The 20,886-nt window shown below is 63.1% G+C and carries 21 protein-coding genes; 10 read left to right on the top strand and 11 right to left on the bottom strand.

The window, feature by feature from the left end; all coding sequences use genetic code 11:
- Positions 1 to 102: 102 nt before the first annotated feature.
- The 8 genes from BUA41_RS18255 to BUA41_RS18220 all read right to left on the bottom strand — a co-directional run bounded on the left by BUA41_RS18255 (position 103) and on the right by BUA41_RS18220 (position 9,951).
- Positions 103 to 3,060: an FAD-binding and (Fe-S)-binding domain-containing protein gene (locus BUA41_RS18255; RefSeq protein ID WP_072825598.1), complete on the bottom strand. Its 2,958-nt coding sequence runs from the start codon at positions 3,058 to 3,060 to the stop codon at positions 103 to 105.
- Positions 3,057 to 4,265 carry a pyridoxal-phosphate-dependent aminotransferase family protein gene (locus tag BUA41_RS18250; protein ID WP_072825596.1) on the bottom strand — a complete coding sequence of 403 codons (1,209 nt, stop codon included), beginning with the start codon at positions 4,263 to 4,265 and terminating at the stop codon, positions 3,057 to 3,059. Before BUA41_RS18250 ends, BUA41_RS18255 begins: the two co-directional genes overlap by 4 nt.
- A gap of 71 nt (positions 4,266 to 4,336) precedes the next feature.
- Positions 4,337 to 5,524, bottom strand: a complete 1,188-nt coding sequence (locus BUA41_RS18245) for a CaiB/BaiF CoA transferase family protein (protein WP_072825594.1) — start codon at positions 5,522 to 5,524, stop codon at positions 4,337 to 4,339.
- A 37-nt stretch (positions 5,525 to 5,561) separates the two neighbouring features.
- Positions 5,562 to 6,347, bottom strand: a complete 786-nt coding sequence (locus BUA41_RS18240) for an enoyl-CoA hydratase/isomerase family protein (RefSeq protein WP_072825592.1) — start codon at positions 6,345 to 6,347, stop codon at positions 5,562 to 5,564.
- 16 nt (positions 6,348 to 6,363) lie between these two features.
- Positions 6,364 to 7,647, bottom strand: a complete 1,284-nt coding sequence (locus BUA41_RS18235; RefSeq protein WP_072825590.1) for a TRAP transporter large permease — start codon at positions 7,645 to 7,647, stop codon at positions 6,364 to 6,366.
- A gap of 2 nt (positions 7,648 to 7,649) precedes the next feature.
- A complete protein-coding gene (locus tag BUA41_RS18230) occupies positions 7,650 to 8,261 on the bottom strand; it encodes a TRAP transporter small permease (RefSeq protein WP_084671831.1) in 612 nt (203 codons plus the stop codon).
- Between the two features lie 82 nt (positions 8,262 to 8,343).
- A complete protein-coding gene (locus tag BUA41_RS18225; RefSeq protein ID WP_072825588.1) occupies positions 8,344 to 9,315 on the bottom strand; it encodes a TRAP transporter substrate-binding protein in 972 nt (323 codons plus the stop codon).
- 174 nt (positions 9,316 to 9,489) lie between these two features.
- Positions 9,490 to 9,951 (bottom strand): GlcG/HbpS family heme-binding protein, encoded by a 462-nt coding sequence (locus BUA41_RS18220; protein WP_072825586.1) that lies wholly within the window; start codon positions 9,949 to 9,951, stop codon positions 9,490 to 9,492.
- A gap of 241 nt (positions 9,952 to 10,192) precedes the next feature.
- On the opposite strand from BUA41_RS18220, the gene BUA41_RS18215 reads away from it, so the two are divergent.
- The 7 genes from BUA41_RS18215 (at position 10,193) to BUA41_RS18185 (ending at position 16,053) form a co-directional block, all read left to right on the top strand.
- Complete coding sequence (locus BUA41_RS18215) at positions 10,193 to 10,861, top strand: GntR family transcriptional regulator (protein ID WP_072825584.1); 669 nt, start codon at positions 10,193 to 10,195, stop codon at positions 10,859 to 10,861.
- A gap of 91 nt (positions 10,862 to 10,952) precedes the next feature.
- The gene (gene relB, locus BUA41_RS18210; protein WP_072825582.1) at positions 10,953 to 11,177 is read left to right on the top strand and encodes a type II toxin-antitoxin system RelB family antitoxin; all 225 of its coding nucleotides are present in this window, start codon (positions 10,953 to 10,955) and stop codon (positions 11,175 to 11,177) included.
- Positions 11,161 to 11,430 (top strand): type II toxin-antitoxin system RelE family toxin, encoded by a 270-nt coding sequence (locus tag BUA41_RS18205; protein ID WP_072825580.1) that lies wholly within the window; start codon positions 11,161 to 11,163, stop codon positions 11,428 to 11,430. Before relB ends, BUA41_RS18205 begins: the two co-directional genes overlap by 17 nt.
- Positions 11,431 to 11,588: 158 nt before the next feature.
- Entirely contained in the window at positions 11,589 to 13,112 is a 1,524-nt protein-coding gene (locus BUA41_RS18200) for a sugar ABC transporter ATP-binding protein (RefSeq protein ID WP_072825578.1), read from the top strand.
- Positions 13,109 to 14,071 (top strand): ribose ABC transporter permease, encoded by a 963-nt coding sequence (rbsC, locus tag BUA41_RS18195; protein ID WP_072825576.1) that lies wholly within the window; start codon positions 13,109 to 13,111, stop codon positions 14,069 to 14,071. The genes BUA41_RS18200 and rbsC overlap by 4 nt, the downstream gene beginning before the upstream one ends.
- 38 nt (positions 14,072 to 14,109) lie before the next feature.
- Entirely contained in the window at positions 14,110 to 14,997 is an 888-nt protein-coding gene (gene rbsB / locus BUA41_RS18190; protein ID WP_072825574.1) for a ribose ABC transporter substrate-binding protein RbsB, read from the top strand.
- Positions 14,998 to 15,009: 12 nt separating this feature from the next.
- Positions 15,010 to 16,053 carry a LacI family DNA-binding transcriptional regulator gene (locus BUA41_RS18185; RefSeq protein ID WP_072825573.1) on the top strand — a complete coding sequence of 348 codons (1,044 nt, stop codon included), beginning with the start codon at positions 15,010 to 15,012 and terminating at the stop codon, positions 16,051 to 16,053.
- On the opposite strand, the gene BUA41_RS18180 is transcribed toward BUA41_RS18185, so the two are convergent.
- Positions 16,043 to 17,065: a zinc-dependent alcohol dehydrogenase family protein gene (locus BUA41_RS18180; RefSeq protein WP_072825571.1), complete on the bottom strand. Its 1,023-nt coding sequence runs from the start codon at positions 17,063 to 17,065 to the stop codon at positions 16,043 to 16,045. The two genes, BUA41_RS18185 and BUA41_RS18180, sit on opposite strands and share 11 nt — an antisense overlap.
- Positions 17,066 to 17,345: 280 nt before the next feature.
- Positions 17,346 to 18,362: a zinc-dependent alcohol dehydrogenase family protein gene (locus BUA41_RS18175; protein ID WP_072825569.1), complete on the bottom strand. Its 1,017-nt coding sequence runs from the start codon at positions 18,360 to 18,362 to the stop codon at positions 17,346 to 17,348.
- A gap of 227 nt (positions 18,363 to 18,589) precedes the next feature.
- On the opposite strand from BUA41_RS18175, the gene BUA41_RS18170 reads away from it, so the two are divergent.
- Complete coding sequence (locus BUA41_RS18170; RefSeq protein ID WP_072825600.1) at positions 18,590 to 19,507, top strand: LysR family transcriptional regulator; 918 nt, start codon at positions 18,590 to 18,592, stop codon at positions 19,505 to 19,507.
- A 134-nt stretch (positions 19,508 to 19,641) separates the two neighbouring features.
- Positions 19,642 to 19,944, top strand: coding sequence for a hypothetical protein (locus BUA41_RS18165; RefSeq protein WP_072825567.1), 303 nt, complete (start codon positions 19,642 to 19,644; stop codon positions 19,942 to 19,944).
- Between the two features lie 213 nt (positions 19,945 to 20,157).
- On the opposite strand, the gene BUA41_RS18160 is transcribed toward BUA41_RS18165, so the two are convergent.
- Entirely contained in the window at positions 20,158 to 20,577 is a 420-nt protein-coding gene (locus BUA41_RS18160) for an REP-associated tyrosine transposase (protein ID WP_072825565.1), read from the bottom strand.
- 60 nt (positions 20,578 to 20,637) lie between these two features.
- Between BUA41_RS18160 and BUA41_RS18155 the strand changes: the two genes are divergently transcribed.
- Positions 20,638 to 20,886 (top strand): helix-turn-helix domain-containing protein (locus tag BUA41_RS18155; protein WP_139249176.1); only part of this gene is annotated, 249 nt, incomplete at its 3' end.

Below are 20,886 nucleotides of genomic sequence, written 5' to 3'. Positions count from 1 at the left end.
CCCTTTTATATTAGCCGCCTGTGGGAGCTCGCTTCAGCGAGCGATGGGCGCTGTTAGCCCGATACATGCATCAGAATCGGTATCGGTCTGATCACTCTTCTCTCAAGGTAGTGCCTGCTCCAGCAACTTGGCCACATGCATCGCCTGGCAGCCGCTGCCGTCCTGGATCTGCTGCCGGCAGCTGGTACCATCGGCGACCAGCACGGTGTCCTCGCTTGCCGTGCGGATCGCCGGCAGCAGCGAGAGTTCCGCCATCTGCATCGAGGCATCGTAATGCTCGACCTCGTAGCCGAAGCTGCCCGCCATGCCGCAGCAGGACGACTCGATGGTGGTGACCTCGAGACCGGGGATCCAGGCCAGTACCTGCTCGATGGGCCGCACCGCATCGAAGGCCTTCTGGTGGCAATGGCCATGCAGCATGACACGCCGGAACGGTATCGGCTCGAATTCGAGTGGCAGTTCTCCCGCCTCCCGGGCCCTGACCAGGAACTCCTCGAACAGGCAGGCCGACTCGGCAAGCGCGCGTGCCTCGTCGCCGTAACCGTATTGCAGGAACTCGTCGCGCAGGGTCAGCAGGCAGGAGGGCTCGAGCCCGACGATCGTCACACCGCGCCTGACGAAGGGCATCAGGGCATCCAGGGTGCGCCGCGCCTCGGCCTTGGCCTTGTCGATCTGCCCCGAGGAGAGATAGGTCCGCCCGCAGCACAGGGGGCGTTCCCCCTCGCGCACGTTGAGGTGCACCCGATAACCGGCAGCCTCAAGCACCCGCTTGGCAGCCCGTGGGTTGTCGCCTTCCATGTAATTGTTGAAGGTATCGACGAACAGCAGCACCTCCCGAGAAGCCTGCGCCTGCGGTGTGTGAGACTCGCCCAGGAAATTGCCGTCGAAGCTCGGCAAGGAGCGCTGCGGCGCCAGCCTCAGCGCATGCTTGATGCGTCGCGACAGCCATGGCACGCCATCGATGGCATTGACCATGCCGCGAAAACGGCTGGCCCAGGGCGCAAAGCGTGGCAGTTCGCCGACCATGCGTTCGCGCAACGACAAGCCTTGGGCCTTGACGCGCGCCGCCCGCGCCTCGATCTTGAACTTGGCCATGTCGACGCCGGTCGGGCAGTCGCGCTTGCAGCCCTTGCAGGAGACACACAGGTCCAGCGCCTCCTTGACCGCGTCGCCGGCCAGGCCTTCCTCGCCCAGCTGGCCCGAAAGCACCAGGCGAAGGGTGTTGGCCCGCCCACGGGTCAGGTGCTGCTCGTCCCGGGTGACACGATAGCTCGGGCACATGGTACCGGCGTCGAACTTGCGGCAGTGGCCGTTGTTGTTGCACATCTCCACCGCCATCGCCAGGCCGTGGCTGGGGTCATCGGCACTGCCCGGAGGGCTCTGCTCGCCGGTCAGCGGATCGCGCCTGACGTTCCAGGCCGACCAGTCGAACACCGGCGTCACGGGAATCACCTGGTATTTCCCGGGGAAGCGAAAGTAGCGATGGTCGTCCATCTTCGGGGTATCGACGATCTTGCCCGGATTGAAGCGATTCTCGGGATCGAACAGTCGCTTCACCTCGCGAAAGGCATCGTTGACAGTCTCGCCGAATTGCCAGGCCACCCACTCGCCGCGACACAGACCGTCGCCATGTTCCCCGGAATAGGCCCCCTTGTACTCGCGCACCAGTGCGGAGGCCTGCTCGGCGATCTCGCGCATCTTCTCGGCACCGTCGCGGCGCATGTCGAGAATCGGCCGCACGTGCAGGGTGCCCACGCTGGCATGGGCATACCAGGTGCCCTCGGTACCGTAGCGATGAAACACCTGAGTCAGCTTGTCGGTGTATTCGGCAAGATGCTCCAGGGGGACGGCGCAATCCTCGATGAAGGAGACCGGCTTGCCGTCCCCCTTCATGCTCATCATGATGTTGAGCCCCGCCTTGCGCACATCCCACAAGGCTTTCTGGGCCGCGGACTCGGGCATCTCGACCACACTGCCGGGCAGCCCCAGGTCGGCCATGAGTTCGCCGAGCCTTTGCAGGGAGTCCAGCTGTGCCTGTCGATTCTCTCCGGCAAACTCCACCAGCAGCACGGCCTGGGGCTTGCCGATCAACGCTTTCTCGATCACCGGCCGGAAGGAGGGATTCTCCAGAGACAGATCGATCATGGTGCGATCGACCAGCTCCACGGCGGAGGGGTCGAGAGTGACGATGTGCTGGGTGAAATCCATCGCCTGGTAGAAGGTCGGGAAATTCACCACGCCCAGCACCTTGTGATCGGGCAGTGGCGAGAGCCTGAGCTTGATGCGCCGAGTCACTCCCAGGGTGCCTTCGGAGCCGATCAGCAGATGCGCCAGGTTGGCACGCCCCTGGGGGTCATAGGGCTTGGGATTCTGGCAGTCGAAGATATCCAGGTTGTAGCCCCCGACGCGGCGCAGCACCTTGGGAAAGTGCTCGCGAATCTCGGGCGCGACGCCTTCGGCGATGGCGCGAACCCGCTCGGCCAACTCCCGGAGTCGCCCGGTCTCGGGAAGCTCGTCGACGAAGCCGAAATGGCCCTCGCTGCCATCGGCCAGCACCGCATCCGCCCCCAGCACGTTGTGCACCATGTTGCCGTAGCGAATCGAGCGGGAACCGCAGGAGTTGTTGCCGGCCATGCCGCCCAGGGTGCACTGGGCGCCGGTGGAGACGTCCACGGGATACCAGAGGCCATGGGGCTTGAGCCAGGCATTGAGGTGGTCGAGCACGATACCCGGCTCGACCACCACGCTGCGTGCCTCGGGGTCGAATTCGATCACCCCGTTCAACCAGCGCGAGGTATCGATGACCAGCGCCTCGCCCACCGTCTGGCCGCACTGGCTGGTGCCGGCACCCCGCGCCAGTATCGGAACGCCGGCGTCCCGCGCGATATCCAAGGCCACGCTCAGATCGTCCTGATGGCGCGGTATCACCACGCCCACCGGGGTGATCTGGTAGATCGAGGCATCCGTCGAATAGCGCCCGCGGGAGGCCCGGTCGAACAAGACCTCGCCTTCCATCTCCCGAGTCAGGCGCGCTTCTAGATCGCTGAACGGTTTTGTCACTTGACATCCTCGAGGGTGTGATGGGCAAAGTAATCCAGCGCCGCCGTCACACCGCTGGACTCGAGCTCGATGCCGGCAAGCTTCATGCCCGCCTCGCAGCCGCCGAGGGTGGCAATCAGGGTCAAATCGTTGCAGTCGCCGAGGTGGCCGATCCGGAACATGCGCCCCTTGGCCTTGCCGAGACCCGCGCCCAACGACAGGTCGAAGCGCTCGTAGATGATCTTGCGCACCGCGTCGGCATCGACACCCTCGGGCATCACCACGCCGGTCAGTACCGGCGAATAGACCGCCGGGTCCAGGCACTGGATCTCCAGCCCCCAGGCCTCGACCGCGGCACGCACCCCCGCCGCCCAGCGGCGATGACGGGCCAGTACATGATCGAGCCCCTCGTCGAGTAGCATGTCGAGGGACTCGTTGAGCCCGTAGAGCAGGTTGGTGCTCGGCGTATAGGGCCAGTAACCGTTCCGGTTGGTCTCGATGATCTCGTCCCAGGCCCAGAAGCTTTTCGGCAGCATCGCTTCGCGACTGGCGGCAAGCGCCTTGTCGGAGACGGCGTTGAAGCTGATGCCCGGGGGCAGCATCAGGCCCTTCTGGGAGCCGGAAATGGTGACGTCCACGCCCCATTCGTCGTGTCGATAGTCCGCGCTGGCCAGCCCCGAGATGGTATCGACCAGCAGCAGGGCCGGATGCCCCGCAGCGTCGATGGCACGACGCACCGCCGCGATGTCGCTGGTGACCCCGGTGGAGGTCTCGTTGTGTACCACGCAGACCGCCTTGATCCGGTGATCGCCATCTTCCTTGAGTCGCGCCTCGATCATCTCGGCCTGCACCCCGTGCCGCCACCCCTCGTAACCGGGCAGGCCGATGAATTCGGGTTCCAGCCCCAGGCGACGCGCCATCTGGTGCCAGAGCGTGGCGAAGTGGCCGGTCTCGAACATCAGCACCCGGTCACCCGGGGAGAGCGTATTGATGAGTGCCGCCTCCCAGGCGCCGGTTCCCGAGGCCGGGTAGATGATGACCGGGTTGCGGGTCTTGAAGACCTTCTTGACCTTGTCGAGGATCTCGCGCCCCAGGGCGCCGAATTCCGGCCCGCGGTGGTCGATGGTGGGCAGGCTCATGGCGCGCAGGATGCGGTCTGGCACCGGCGACGGACCCGGAATCTGCAGGAAATGACGGCCGGAGGGATGGAAGTCGAGGTTCAACATGATACGGCTCCAGGATCGAATTGTATTTTTGATAATGAATTCATTTTGCCGCTTAAAAAATTGCTGCCTGGCTAGCGGATATGGCCCTCGGCACGCAGCCGCTCGATATCGCTCCCCGAAAGCCCGAGTTCCGCCAGGACCTCGTCGGTATGCTGGGCGAACAGCGGCGCAGGGCTGCGGATCTGCGATGGTGTGCGCGAGAACTTGCTGGGAAAGCCGATGGTCTTCATCCGCCCGATCACCGGGTGTTCCATCTCCTGAACCATTCCCCGGGCCAGGTAATGCTCATCCTGCATGGCCTGATCGAAGTCGTTGATCGGCCCCGCCGGCACCCCGGCCACGTCGCAGCGTTCGAGCCAGAAGTCGGCATCGTGCTCGACGAGCAGCGTCTCGAGCAGTGCCTCCAGCTCCTCGACATGCTGGCCTCGCGCGAAGTTGGTCAGGAAACGCTCGTCGGCCATGAGATCCTCGCGTTCCAGAACGTCGCGACAGAAGCGCTCCCAGGTGCGCTGATTGGCACAACCCAGCATGATGTAGCCATCCCGGACCTTGACCGCCTGATACGGCGCCGAGACACGATGCCGCCAGCCGGTCGGTTCCGGCACCTTGCCTTCGGCGAAATAGGCGGCCGCCTCCCAGGTGAACCAGGGCAGGCCGCATTCCGTGATGGCGATGTCGACATGCTGCCCCTCGCCACCGTTCATCCTGTGAATGTAGGCGGCAAGGATGGAGTAGACCGCGGTGATGCCGGCCCCGATGTCGTAGACCGCGATCCCTGTCTTCAACGGACGTCCGCCCTTCTCCCCGGTCATCGACATCAGCCCCGTCATGCCCTGGGCCACCAGATCGAAACCGCCCTTGTGGCTGTAGGGGCCGGTCTGGCCGTAGCCGGAAATCGAACAGTAGATGATGCCGGGATTGATCTCCTTCATGGTGTCGTAATCGATCGCCAACGATTTCGTCACCCCGGGCCGGTAATTCTCGACGATCACATCGGCCTCGGCGGCCAGGCGGTAGAAGATGTCGCGCCCCCGCGCCTCCTTGAGATTGAGCGAGATGCTCTTCTTGTTGCGGTTGATCTGCGAAAAGCAGGTCGACTCGTCGTTGACGTAGGGCCCCATCTGACGGCTGTCGTCACCGCCGTTGACCTTCTCGACCTTGATCACCTCGGCGCCCATGTCGGCCAGCACCATGGTGCAGTAGGGCCCCGCCATGATCTGAGAGACATCCAGTACTTTCATATTCTGTAGAGGCAGCATGGCGCTTCTCCCCGATTGTTGTTTTATCAGTGACCGACTAGCGTCCGGTCCATTCAAAAGGCGTCTTGTTGACGAACCGATCCACGGCCGCCTGGAAGTCGCGACTCATGTAGCAGGTGGTGACCCAATCGTTGCCGGCCTCGAGCGCAGTGCGCCGCTGCGCCTGGACGCGACCGATCAGCGCCTTGGTGGCCTGCACGGTCAGCGGGGCGAATCTGGCGAATTCCGCGGCCACAGACGCCACCTCGCGGGCAATCTCGTCCGGTGCGAAGACACCATTCACCAGCCCGGCCTGCCTGGCCTCCTCGGCCTCGACCAAGCGGGCGAGCATCAGCACTTCCTTGGTGCGGGCGACACCCAGCATGTCGATCAGCCGCGCGACATTGGTGATCGACAGGGTATTGCCCAGCGTCTTGGCGATGGGCACGCCGAACTTCAGCGACGGCGTGCAATAGCGAAAGTCGCAGACCAGGGCCAGGGCCGCCCCGCCGCCCACGCAGAACCCCTCGATCAGCGCGATGGTCGGCTTGTTCAGCGCTTCCAGCTTGCCGACCACGCGATCGATGCGTTGCTCGTAATCCAGCGCATCCTGCGGCTTGGAGAAATGAGCGAACTGGGTGATGTCGGTGCCGGCGACAAACGCCTCGCCGCCCACGCCGTGCAGCACCACCGCGTGCACCTCGTCGTCGGCGCTCAGACGATCGCAATGGGCTTCCAGGGCGTCGTACATTTCCCAGGTCATGGCGTTGCGACTGGCGGGCCGGTTGAAACCGATCCAGGCAACGCCGTCGCGCTGTTCGAAGATTACGCTTTCGTTGGACATCGAGTGCTCCGAGCCTTTAGCCATAAACCAGGTTGACCAGCGCCAGCGCAAAGGCGGGTACGTAGGTGTTGATCATCAAGATGGCGAACAGCACGCCGATGAACCACAGGTTGGTGCGGGTCGTGGCCCAGATATCCGAGCGGGCGATCGAGCAGGAGGCGATCAGCACGCTGGCCACCGGCGGCGTCTGCTGGCCGATGGCCAGATTCAGGGTCACGATCAGGCCGAAATGCAGCGGATCGATCCCCACCGCCGTCACCAGCGGCAGCACGATGGGCACCACCAGGATGATGGCGGCGGCCGAGTGCAGGAAGACACCCAGGATCAGGAAGATGACGTTGAGCAGTGCGAGAATGACGTACTTGTTCTCCGTCAGCTGGCTGATGGAGTTGGCCATCTGTTGCGGGATCTGGGTCTCGGTGAGATACAGCCCCACCACGGCGGAACTGGCCACCAGCAACATGACCACGGCGGTCTGTATGCCCGCATCGACACAGGACTTGTAGAAGATCTTCAGCGAGAACTCGCGGTAGATCACGGCACTGATGAAGATCGCCACCACCACCGCCAGTGCAGCTCCTTCGGTCGCCGTGACGATGCCCCCGAAGATGCCACCGAGGATGATGACAGGGATCACCAGCGCCCAGATCGCCCCCTTGAAGGCCTCCCAGAGCCGCTTGGCCTGAAACTTCCCTTCGGAGGGAAAATCGTGCTTCCTGGCCAGGTAGTAGCACATCGCGGCCAATCCCATGGCTCCCAGCAGCCCCGGGAAGATGCCGGCAATGAACATCTTGACCACGGACTCGCCGGACATGACGGCGTAGAGAATCATGGGAATGGACGGCGGCAGGATGATGGCCAGACTCGCCGCCGACGAGGAGATGGCGGCCGAGAACTCCTTCGAGTAGCCCTTCTTGCGCATGGCCGGGATCAGGATGCTGCCGATCGCCGAGACGCCCGCCACCGCCGAACCGGAAATCTCGGCGAAGAAGATCGAGGCGCCGATGGTGACCATGGAGAGGCCGCCCTTGATGAACCCCACCATCGCCATGGCCAGATCGATCAGGCGCCGGGAAATGCTCGAGGCATTCATGATGGCACCGGCCAGGATGAACAACGGGATCGCGATCAGCGGAAACTTGGTCGCCCCGTCGAACATCACCATGCCCACGTTGGGAAGTGCAAAGAGGCCGAAGCTGGCGATGGTGGCCAACGCCCCCACGATGCCCAGCGCCACGGCAACCGGCACGTTGATCAGGATCAGCCCTATGAGGCCCACGAACATCGATAGAATGATCATTGTTATGCTCCCGGTGTTCTCGGATGTGCGCCGGTCTCGTTCAACGCCCGGTGGGCACCGCGCTCTTCTTCCTCACTGGCGTCATCGGGGTTGATGCCTGCCTCCTCGAGCTCGTGATCGATGAAGCCCGCGCCCCGGGCACTGGCGATCACCTCGGGCAAGCGCATCAACTGGGCGATGATGAACAGTGCGGAACCGATGGGAATGACGGATTGGGTGAGCTGCAGCGAGACGCTGGTGAGACTCACCAGGGTCGAACCTTCCAGGATCACCACCACCTGGTAGCCGGTGTAGCCGAGCAGCACGAAGAAGGCCATGGTGATCGCTTCCGCCAGCAGGGCCACCGGCAGGCGAAGGCTGGGCGGGGCCATGTTGATGATGCTCGGGCAGGTGATGTGAGCGCCCTTGGCGGCAGCCAGCGCCGCACCGTAGTAGGTGAGCCAGGCAAGGCCCACGGAGGCGACCTCGTCATACCAGCTGAAGGGAGAACCCAGCAGGCGCGACATGAAGCCGACGATCACGACTCCGGATAGCGCCACCACGTTCAGGAAGACGATGAATTCCAGCAGCTTCTGGTAAGCCGCCTTGATCTTGTGCAAGGACACGATAGCCATCTCCGGGGAGGATGTGCGAGGTGGACGCCCCGCCGTGGCATGGCCACCGGCGGGACGCGGTTGGATCAGGAAGTGAAAGGGATCAGCGCTGCGCGTCGACCTTTTCGATCATCTCCTTGCCACCTTCCACTTCGTTGCCGAACTTCTCGTAGATCGCGGTGGACTCCTCGACGAAGGCCTCGGTATCGACCTTGTTGATCTCCATGCCCGCCTCCTCGAACTTGGCGAGCAGGCTGTCGTCGAGCGCGGCCCCCTGCTCCAGGGCATACCCTTCGACCTCTTCGGCGGTCTCGATCAACACCTGACGGACGTCCTCGGGCAGGCGATTCCAGCTGGCGCCGGCCAGCACGTAGGCTGGGGTATAGACGTGATTGGAAAGCGACAGGTAGTCCTGGACTTCCTGGAAGCGCTGGGAATAGATTTGCACCAAGGGGTTTTCCTGACCGTCCATGGCACCGGTCTGCAAGGCGACGAAGGCCTCGGAAAGCGCCATCGGGGCCGGGTTGGCGCCGTAGCTCTTGAACATCTCCACCCGCCACACGCCGTTGGGCGTCCTCAGCTTGATGCCCTCGAGGTCGGAAGGAACATCGATCGGCCTGACATTGTTGGTGATCTGGCGAAAGCCGTTCTCCCAGATGCCGATGATCTTGTAGTTCTTGCCCTCGGCGGCCTCGTAGAGCGTGTCGCGCAGGAAATCGTCACGCACCCGGCGCATGTGGTCGCGGTCCTCGATGAGATAGGGCATCTCGAAGAGCGAGAACTCCGGCGCCACGCTGCTCATGATGGAGGATGGCAGAGCCAGGTCCAGGGTGCCAAGCTTGAGCTTATTGAGCATCTGGGAGTCGGTACCGAGCTGGCTGGAGCCGTAGGCCGCCACATTGGCCTGCCCTTCCAGACGCTCGTTGGCCAGCCGAACGAACTCGTTGGCCGACTTCTCGAACAGGGAGCCCGGGCCACCCACATGGCCGAACTTGATCTCGATCTCGTTGGCGTTGGCCGCCTGTACACCGAAGACCATGACGGTTGCTGCCAGGGCTGTCTTGAGAAACTTCATGGCTCACTCCACTGGTTACGTTGTTTTTGTACTCGTACCGGCCGAGGGAAATGCCCCTTAGGCCGATGTGGATTGAGAATGAATTCAAAATTCAAAATTCGAAATTAAACTTTCGTCGCAACGCCTTGACGGCCATGAAACACCTGTTCCACTGCCTCACGCGCGGGTGGCCACTCAACCGGGCTCCAGCCCCCAGGCCAGCCCCGCCGCCTCGATGCCGGCGATCGCCGCCTGCTCATCTTCGGCGGAGGATGCACCACTCACCCCCACCGCGCCGATCACGCATTCCGAGGCATCGAGAATGAGCACGCCACCGGAGACCGGCACCGAGCGCCCGCCCGAAGCGGCGGCGACGCTTGAGAGAAACGCTGGACGCTCGGCATTGCGCTCGCCAACCACGCCGCTGGCGAGGCCATTGCCCAGCGCGGCGAATGCCTTGCCCTGGGCGACCGGGTAGCGCAGTGGTGCACAGCCGTCCTCGCGTTCGGCGGCCACCGGATGGCCGCCGCCATCCAGCACGACCACCGTGAGCGGTTCCATCCCCTTGTCACGCGCCGAGGCAAACGCCCCATCGATGATTTGACGACCCGAGGCTCGGGAGAGCAGCACCTTGCTGCGGTAAACCTTGCCAGCCATGAAAGTAACTCCTTGATTGTCATTGTTCGTTGGGTACTGGGTGAGGCGGCCATCTCGACTCCGTGGATCGTCGCCTGTACCTCAGGGAATTTTGTATTCATAATGCCTTTTGCACAACAGGATGAATCTCGCCACTCTTGGATGAGAGGTTGGCGAAGGAAAAACCTCAGCGTCTCGGCTCTATCGGAAAGCAGGCGAGCGTCGGCACGTTCAGAACAAGCAGAACGTCAAGGAAGCGAGCATGAGCAAGATCCAGTACCAGACCCTCTACCGGGAAGTGGCCGACCGCATCCGCGAGCTGATCGAGCACGGCGATCTCGCTTCCGGCCAACGCATCCCCGAGCGGGAGCTCTGCGAGCAGTTCGGCGTGTCACGCACCCCCCTGCGTGAAGCGCTCAAGGTGCTGGCCTCGGAAGGCCTCGTGGAGCTGCTGCCCAACCGCGGCGCCCGGGTCCGACAGCTGACGCTCAAGATGGTCAAGGACACCTACGACCTGATGGCCGCCCTGGAAGGGCTCTCCGGCGAACTGGCCTGCCAGCACATCAGCGACGAGGGCATCGCCAGGATCTGCGCCCTGCACGAGAAGATGCTCCAGCACTATCGCGACAGAGAGCTCGCCGAGTATTTCCAGGTCAATCGCCAGATACACGAAAGCATCCTGACGGCCTCCGATAACGAGGTGCTGCAGGAGATGTACAACAACCTCAGTCAACGCGTGAAACGTGTGCGCTACTCCAAGAAGATGACCGACAGCTTCTGGGAACGGGCGGTGTCAGACCACGAGAAGATGATCGAGGCCCTGAAACAGCGGGATGGACAGCAACTGGGCCAGATACTGCGCGATCACCTGTGCAACAAGCTCGAAGTCGCGGCGGTGGATGGCGTACTCGACGATCGAGAAAGCGCCTAAGCTTCAGGGATAAGCATCCGTCATGCGACGTGTCCGTTCGTTGTCCGGACCTGCTATACTCGTATAGCACTCATCCGCTGGAGGATCTTCCATGCTCGCCTTACGGCTACCTGCCGATATCGAAGAGCGCCTGGAAGCCTTGGCAAAAGCCACTGGCCGCACCAAGAGCTATTACGCTCGTGAAGCGATCCTCGAGCATCTGGAGGATCTCGAGGACATCTATCTGGCCGAGCAAACCCTTGAGCAGGTTCGTCGCGGCGAGATGACAACCCATAACCTGGATGAGGTGGAGCGCAGTCTTGGCTTGGCGGATTGATCTCACCGACGATGCCGTCAAGCAGCTCAAGAAGATAGGACACACGGACGCAAAGCGCATTCGTGACTACCTGCGCTTTCGCATTCAATCCTTGGAAGATCCACGTCAGCTCGGCAAGCCCTTGTCCGGTCAGTTAAGCGAGCTATGGCGCTATCCCGTAGGCGATTACCGCATCATTGCCAGTATCGAGGACCACGAGGTCCGCATTCTGTTGATCCGCGTAGGCCACCGTCGAGAGATTTATCGCCGCTGAGCCCTGCTGTTCCCTGCCAGTCCTTTTCTATCCATTTTTTAGCCGTAAAAGCTTGCCAATCCTCGTGGCCGACCAGCATTTTCAGACTTTCCGCTAATCGTAGACGCAAACGTTTGCGTACTACCCTGTGCCTACCAGCAAAAGTGGAATCCAGGTAAATGGCAGCCAATAACGCTCCCCTGATGGAACTGCGGGGCATCGACAAGGCGTTCGCCGGCGTCAAGGTACTCGAAGAGGTCGACCTCTCGCTGCATGCCAACCGTGTCCAGGCGCTGGCCGGCGAGAATGGCGCCGGCAAGTCGACACTGATGAAGATCCTGACCGGCGTCTATCGCGCCGACGCTGGCAGCATCACCCTGCGCGGCGACAAGGTGCGCTTCACCACGCCGCGCCAGGCCATGGATGCGGGTATCGCCATCATCCACCAGGAACTCAACCTGATCCCGACCCTCTCCGCCGGCGAAAACATCTTCCTCGGCCGCGAGCCGCGCACGCGCCTGGGCACCGTCGACTGGCCACGGCTCTACCGCGACTCCAGCACGTTGCTCGAACGCCTGCAGCAGCGGATCGACCCCCGCACCCCGGTATCGCGACTCAGCATCGGACAACAGCAGATGGTCGAGATCGCCCGGGCCCTGTCCCTGGATGCCGAGATCATCGTCATGGACGAGCCCACGGATTCGCTCACCGATATCGAGACCGACATCCTCGAGCAGGTGATCGCCACCCTGCGCGACGCCGGCAAGTCCTTGGTGCTGATCACCCACCGCCTGGCGGAGATCTTTCGCATGTGCGATGACGTCGCGGTGCTGCGCGATGGCAAGCTGATCCATCAGGGGCCCACCGCCGAGATGAACGAGGACATGCTGATCCGCCAGATGGTCGGTCGCGAGCTTGCCGATCGTTACCCCTACGAGCCCCCGACCCCGGGCGATACCCTGATCGAAGTGGCGGATCTCGTGGCACCAGGAGTCGAGGGGGTGTCCTTTCATGCCCGAGCCGGCGAGGTGCTGGGCTTCGGCGGGTTGATGGGGGCCGGGCGCACGGAAATGGCCCAGGCCCTGTGCGGCGACGTCGGCGTGATCTCCGGTCAGGTTCGCCTGCGCGGTCGCGAGGTGCGCTTCACATCACCTCGGCAGGCACTGCGCGCGGGACTGGTCTACGTGCCCGAGGATCGCAAGCAGGCCGGGTTGCTGCTCGACCACCCCGTGGGCGAGAACATGTCGCTGACCGCCCTGCCCGCCTTCTGCGGCCCCTTGGGGATCATTCGGCACGGCCAGGAAAACGCGGCGATCCGCCATTACATCGATGCGTTCAGCATCAAGCTGAGCGACCCGCGTCAACACACCGAGACGCTCTCCGGCGGCAATCAGCAGAAGGTTTCCCTGGCCAAGGCGCTGATGTGCCAACCGGACATCGTCATCCTCGACGAGCCCACCCGGGGCGTGGATGTCGGCGCCAAGCGCGAGATCTACCTGCTGATCAACCAGCTCAAGCGCGACGGCAAGTGCGTGCTGCTGATCTCCTCGGAGATGAGCGAACTGCTCGGCCTGTCCGATCGCATCATGGTGCTTGCAGGCGGCCGCATTACCGGCGAATTCACCCGCGACGAGGCCACCCAGGAGAAGATCATGACCGCCGCCGCCCACGTCGACGCCCCCCAGGAGATATCAGCCCGATGAGTGCCCCCGCGACCCATCACGTCACCCGCTTGCTGATCGACAACAAGGCCTTCCTCGCGCTGGCCCTGCTGGTCGCGGTCAGCGCCGGCATGAGCGACAACTTCCTGACCCTGGACAACACGCTCAACGTGCTGCGCCAGACCAGCATCAACGCCATCATCGCCATGGGCGTGACCTTCGTCATCCTCACCGCGGGGATCGACCTGTCGGTAGGTGCCGTACTGGCCTTGACCGGCGCCTTCGCCGCCTCGATGACCGCCTCCGGCCTGGCTCCCTGGCTGAGCGTGCCCGGCACCGTGGCCGCCGGCGCCGCCCTGGGAGCGATTTCGGGGCTGTTCGTCGCCTACGGCCGCGTGCAGGCCTTCATCGTCACCCTGGTGGCCATGACCATCCTGCGTGGCGCGGCGCTGGTGTTCACCGATGGCCGGCCGATCGCCATCGGCGCCAGCGAGGCCGCCGACACCTTCTGGCTGCTCGGCGGCGGCTACTGGTTCGGCGTGCCGATCCCCATCTACCTGATGTTCTTCGTCTTCGTACTGTGCTGGAGCGTGCTGCACCATACCCGCTTCGGCCGCCACGTCTATGCGGTGGGCGGCGGTGAAAAGGTCGCGCGGCTCTCGGGCATCAACGTCAACCGCATCAAGATCAGCGTCTACGCCATTTCCGGTGCCTGCGCGGCCCTGGCCGGGGTGGTGCTGACCGCACGCCTCGGCTCGGCCCAGCCCACCGCCGGCACCGGCTACGAACTCGACGCCATCGCCGCCGTGGTGATCGGCGGCACCAGCCTGATGGGCGGTCGCGGACGCATCTTCGGCACCCTGATCGGCGCGCTGGTCATCGGCGTGCTCAACAATGCCCTGAACATCATGGGCGTGTCATCCTATTACCAGATGATCGCCAAGGGGGCGGTCATTCTGTTGGCCGTGCTGATTGACAGCCGGTCGCAATCGTCATCCTGAGCGTGGATAGCCCACAACAAGACCCAAGGAGCTCCATCATGAAGAAACTGCTGCTCGCCTCCGCCGTCGCTGCCGGACTCGGCATCGGCACCACCGGCAGCGCGATGGCCGACCGCATCGCACTGGTCGTCTCCACCCTCAACAACCCCTTCTTCGTCACCCTGCAGGAAGGCGCCCAGCAGAAGGCCGAGGAACTGGGGCACGAGCTGATCGTGCTGGACTCCGGCAACGACGCCGCCCGGGAGCTCTCCAACGTCGAGGATGCCCTGTCCCGGGACATCGACCTGTTGATGATGAACCCCACCGACTCCGACGCGGCGGTGTCCGGCGTGCGCAGCGCCAACGCCCGCGACGTCCCGGTCATCACCCTGGATCGCAGCGCCAATGGCGGCAACGTGGCCTCGCACATCGCTTCCGACAACGTTGCCGGCGGCAAGCTGGCCGGCGAGTTCGTCGTCGAACAGCTCGGCGGCGAGGGCAAGGTCGTCCAGCTCGAAGGGGTGCCCGGCGCCTCGGCCACCCGGGATCGCGGCGAGGGCTTCACCACCGCCATCGACAACGCCGAAGGCGTCGAGCTGGTGGCCTCCCAACCCGCCAATTTCAACCGTACCGAAGGGCTCAACGTGATGGAGAACCTGCTGCAGGCCCATCCCGAGATCGACGCCGTGTTCGCCCAGAACGACGAGATGGCCCTGGGCGCCCAGCGCGCCCTGGCCGCCAGTGGCAAGGAGGACATGGTGCTGGTCGGTTTCGATGGCACCGACGCCGGCATCCAGGCGGTCGAGAACGGCCAGATGGCGGCCACGGTGGCCCAGCAGCCGGCGCGCATCGGGGAACTCGGCGTGGTCACTGCCGACAAGCTGCTCAAGGGCGAAAGCGTCGAAGACAATATCCCGGTGCCGCTCAAGTTGATCACCGCGGAGTAAGCATACGCCGTCATGATCCGTCTCAAGGACGTCGCCCGCCAGGCCGGCGTCTCGATCACCACCGTGTCGCATGTGGTCAACGACACCCGGCGCGTTGCCCCCGACACCCTCGAGCGGGTGCAGCGCGCCATCGCTGAACTCGGCTATCGCCCCGACAGCGTGGCCCGCACGCTGAAGTCCAACCGTAGCCACACCATCGGCATGATCGTGACCACCGCCCACAACCCGTTCTTCTCGGAGATCATCCGTGGCGTGGAGGATCACTGCTTCGCCAATGGCTACAGCCTGGTGCTGTGCAACGCCGACGATGTCGAGAACAAGCAGCTCGCCTACCTGCAGACACTGCTCGACCGGCGCATCGATGGCCTGATCGTGATGACCTCCCGCAACGGTCCGGCCTTCCTGGAGGCACTAAGACGCCAGGGCCTGCCGACCATTCTCATGGATGCCGATCCTGAACCGGGACAGGACGTCGGCGTGGTCAATGACGACTCGCCCCTCGGCGCCCGGCTGGCCATCGAGCATCTGCTGGCCCAGGGCTTCGAGGATATCGCCCTGCTCACCGGCCCCGAGGACCACCCGCGCTCCCGGGAGCGCCTGGCCGGCGCCCTTGCCACCCTGACAGCCGCCGGCATCGATACCCCCGCGGAGCGTATCGTCACCACCAATCTGCTCGCTGGTGGCGGCTTCGATGCCATGCAGGCGCTACTCGAGAACCGCCCCCGTCCCCAGGCGGTTTTCGCCTTCAACGACCTGGTTGCCATCGGCGCGATACGTGCCATCCACGAATGGGGAATGCGCATCCCCGACGACCTCTCGGTGATCGGCTACGACGATATCGAACTCGCTCGCTATCTCACGCCATCACTGACCACCATTCACCAGCCCATCTACGAACTCGGCGCCACGGCCATCGCCCAGCTCATCGAACGCCTGGAGCATGGCCGCCCTCTCGATTCCATCCGCTCGCTGGCGCCCCGCCTGGTGATCCGCGAATCGGTTGAATCCCGCCGTCACCGAGATAGCGATATCGGCGACACGAATCTCACGGGGTAAGCTCGTCGTGAACGATCACCGGCTTGCCGAGACCGGCTCTACCTTCCGCCTCCTCGATCGCCAAGGGGGCGCTATCGAAATCGTAGTGCGTGCCGACCAGCGGGTGAATGCGATGGCGCGTCAGGAAGTCGAGAAAGTCCTCGAACTGCGCCCTGCTGCCGACGCTGACGCCACGCAGTGTCAACAAGCGACGCAGCAGCGGGCCGATCAGATCGCCGTTTACCTCGAAGCCCTCGAGAAAGCCCACCACCGCCACCGTGCCGCCATCGGCCATCAGCGACAAGGTCGATAGCAGGTGGTTGCCGCCCACGACCTCCACGGCCAGATCGATTCCCTTGCCCTGGGTCGCCGCGAGCAGTGTCGCGGGCACGTCATCCAGCTGGCGATAATCGAAGACCCGGGTCGCCCCCAGTTCGCGCAACCGGTCGTGGTACTGCGCCTTGCCACTCAAGACGAAGGTTTCGGCGCCCGCCGCCGCGGCAAGCTGGAGCGCCATCAGCGAAACGCTGCCCGTTCCCTCGATCAATACGCGCCGCCCGCTCAGCCGCTCGATGTCGCCAAGCGCCGCCCAGGCGGTCAACCCCGACACCGGCAAGGTCGACGCCTCGACCAGGGAAAGATGCTTCGGCACCTTCAACAGCGCCTGTTCGGGCAGGATGATGCTGTCGGCCAGCCAGCCATCGAGCGGCCCGCCCAGCTTGCTGGCGTGGTTGTCCGAAGAGAACGGGCCATCCAGCCAGCCGGTGGTGTAGTGGCCAAGCACCCGCTCACCCGGCTTGAAACGCCGGACGTTCTCCCCCACCGAGACGACCGTACCGGCCCCATCGGAGAGCGGAATGAAAGGTTTGGGCAGGTCGCGCTGATAGAGGCCGTGGACCAGCGCGTAATCACGGTAATTGATCGAACTCGCGGCCACGCGAATCTCGACTTCATGGGCCGCGGGCGAGCGTCGCGGTCTTTGCGTGCGGATCAGGGTGTCGAAGCCGACACCGGTCAATTCATAGGCCTGCATGATTGTTCTCCCCTGTTGGTCGCCCTGGAATGGCGACACGATCATCATGGCGCGTCTGGAATGACAACAGAATCGATAAGAACAACGATCAGTCTTGAGAAAAATCGTCGACGAGGCTCTGCGCGCGGGGCGCCGGGTGACGGTACTCGAGCAATGGCAGCTACCCGACATCGCTATCAACGCCGCCTACCCCAGTCGCGAACATGTACCTGCCAAGGACAGGGTCTTCATCTATTTCATGACCCAGCGGCTCGCCGGCTCGCTCGCAACACCCACAGGATCACACCCTGAGCACGACTCGCCCACGTCGCGGGTAGCTGGTCTCCAGATAGCGGTGCGCCTCGACCGCCTCCTCGAAGGCGAAGACCCGATCGATCTGGGGCACCAGCGCACCTTCCACGGTCATCCGATTGATGGCCGACAGTGCCGGATTCAGCGCGGCACAATCCTGGGGAATGTCCAGCTCGGGATGGCCTGTGAAGTTCGTCAGGCAGTGCACGAAGAACTGCAGATGCCGCTCGAAGGCGGTGCAGGCGGGAAACGGCGTCTCGTTGCCGCCCTGCAGGCCATGCAACACCAGGCGTCCACGGATCGCCAGCACCTCGCCCAACAGCTTCATCTGCGGACCGCCCTGCCCGTCCATTACCACGTCGACCCCACGCCCATCCGTGAGGCTTGCGATGCGCGCGACCATATCCTCCTCTTCGGTCACGATGACCTGCTCGGCACCCTGCGACAGCAGGTAGTCGCGGTCGTTTGCGAACGCCGTCACGGCGATGGGGCGGGCGCCCAGCGCCTTGATGAGCTGCACGGTGTAAGGGCCGCCCGCCTGGCTTGCCGCGGTCACCAGCACCTGCTCGCCGGGAGCCACCCTGGCCAGGTCGACGAGGCCAAAATAGGCATTGAGCAGCGGCGCGTAGTGGACGCTGGCCTCGATCGGAGTCAAACAACCGGGATAGCGCGTCAAGGCGCAACGCGGCAACAGGATTTCGTCGCCATAGGTGGCATATTGGTCAAGGCCATGGGCCGGCAGCGACGCCACTCGATCACCGATTTCCAGATCATCGACATCCGTGCCCAGGGCAAGCACCGTCCCCGCCATCTCGTAACCGAGCCCCGCGGGCAAGGTGGCCTTGGTGGGCGCCAGGTCCTGGCGCCTGAGCACATCCAGCCAGTTGACGCCGATGGCTTCGGTGGCAAGCAAGAGCTCGCCGGGCCCAGGCGCATGGCCTGAACGCTCCTCGTATTCGAGCACGCTGGCAGGACCGAAGCGCTTGAAGCGTATCATCCGGGGCATGACTCATCTCGGCTGGAACATGGCATGGCAACAGACTCTATCGGCAGCGCGAGGTAAACACCATTCACCGCTGTCGATAGTCATTATAGGTTTTGGTGATGGGGATATAACGCGTTAATTAGTTTTTTAACCTTATAAAAGCTTTCACGCAGTGACACTGACGATCAATGCTAACGGTAACCATCATGGTCATGTCCATTGATGGTGTCGGCTTCGGAGAATCGCCGATGAATCGCAGTGACCTGCGGCGTGTCGATTTCAATCTGCTGGTCGTGTTCGAAACGCTGATGCATGAACGCAGCGTAACCCGCACGGCGGAAAAGCTCTTCCTTGGCCAGCCTGCCATCAGCGCCGCCCTGTCGCGGCTGCGCCTGCTGTTCGGGGATCCGCTGTTCATCCGCACCGGCCGCACCATGGAGCCCACGACCCGGGCAATAGAGATCTTCAGCCACCTGCAACCCGCCTTGGACGCCATCTCCGAGGCATTGAGCACCACCAGCGACTTCGACCCTGCTTCCAGCGTCACCGTCTTTCGCATCGGCCTCTCCGACGATGTCGAGTTCGGGCTACTGCCGCCGCTACTACGCCGCCTGCGTGCGGAGGCACCCAACATCGTGCTCGTCGTGCGCCGCGCCAATTACCTGCTGATGCCGGAATTGCTGAACTCCGGCGAGATCTCCGTAGGCGTCAGCTATACCAACGAGCTGCCCGCCAATGCCAAGCGCAAGGTGCTACGTCACAGCAAGCCGCGCGTATTGCGTGCCGACAGAATGCCCGGCTCGTTATCCCTGGATGACTATTGCGCCCGACCGCATGCCCTGGTGTCCTTCGCCGGCGACCTGAGTGGCTTCGTCGATAGACAGTTGGCGGAATTGGGGCGTACCCGCCACATCGTCTTGGCCATACCGCAGTTCACTGGCCTGAGCACCCTGCTGGCAGACACGGACATCATCGCCACGGTGCCGGACTATGTGGCGACCGCGCTGACCATCCATGGCGGGCTGCGGGAGGATGACCTGCCCTTCGAGGGCGCATCGTTCGAACTCTCGATGGTGTGGAGTGGCACCCAGGACAACGACCCCGGCGAGCACTGGCTTCGCTCACGCATCCAGATGCTCGCCAACGACCCCCAGAGCATGACCTGAACCATCACCCCTGAATATCATCAACCGGCGTAATAAGCACTTTTGATCCATTCGATTCGTTCGCTGCCTCGGGTGCGACACATACTTTGCTCACGAACAACGGATAAAGCCCCCTGCGAATCGAGGAAAACATCATGAAAACCAAGCTGCTGCTCCCCTTCTTCCTGATTGTCTCGTTACCAGTGATCGCGATGGCGAACGACGCCAGCGACGCGACCATACGCTTCAACGACGAGATCCGACAGCCACTGTCGCCCAAGACCTCGATGTCCTCGACAGTGACCTTCGACCAGGTGGAAAACGACTTCGGGCAAAGCGATGCCCTGACCCGCACTCACACCAACGTGACCAGGATTACTCACAGGGAAACGATGCACCAACAAGCCGGCATGCATGAACCAGCAACCGCTGGTCCGAGCAAGCCCCTAGACTGGTGATCAAGATGGTCGGCCCACACGAACGCGACATTGCCCCGCTGCCGGGGCAATGTCTTGGGGGTATCCGAAACGGGAAAGCACCAGGCGGGCCCACGCCGCGTGGTGCATCGCGAATGCCAGCGCCGGACTCAGCGCCAAGTGGCTGGATGAGTGAGCGCCATGCATCGCAATGGTTGGAACCCGATTTATCGAGCGATTGATCATGCCATCGCTTCAGAGCCAGGCCGCGTTCCAGTAAGGATAGTGCGAAATGTCATCGACCAGGCCGGCACGGAGCGGATTGGCAACCAGGTATCGTGCGGCCTGGCGAATATCTTTCTCACGCCGAATCGTGTGATCGTGAAACCCTTTCTGCCAAATGCTCGCACCTACCTCCAGCGAAACCTTCGCTTTGTATAGCCGCACGACATCGGAAAGCTCTCCCTCGAGTTGCAATAACCAGTGAACATGGTCAGGCATGACGACATAGGCAAGGGTTTGGCTGAGGGGAACGGTATAGAAGTTGCGGCAGGCTACGGCTGCGTGCTGGAAATCGAGAAACCATGCATGGCGCTGTCTTGTCACGATAGTCACTAGATAGACATGCCCAGGAATCGAGCGACGCCCCTTTCGCAGAGCATGACTACGTGGCATGAACGGTAGGCGGTCTCAATGACCAAATGCAACACGTGACCCATCAGGTACGGTGCTGCCATGACTCATTGCTATCGCCATCTCTCTGCTGAAGACCGAGCCGCCATCATGATGATGCGAGCCACTCATTCGATCCGGGCCATCGCCACTCATCTGGGCCGTGCACCGAGTACCGTGTCGCGAGAAATCGCTCGCCACACGGTCGATCCCATCAAGGGCTACGATGCCGGCCTGGCGGGCTACCGGGCCCGTCTGACGCGACATCGACCTCGTCAGCGTCCCAAGCTGCATCCCGATGGGGAACTATTC

The sequence above is a fragment of the Modicisalibacter ilicicola DSM 19980 genome, from assembly GCF_900128925.1.
In the GTDB taxonomy this organism is placed as follows: Bacteria; Pseudomonadota; Gammaproteobacteria; order Pseudomonadales; family Halomonadaceae; genus Modicisalibacter; species Modicisalibacter ilicicola.
The sequence above is the reverse complement of the archived record's forward strand: the minus strand, read 5'-3'. Positions and strand labels throughout refer to the sequence as shown.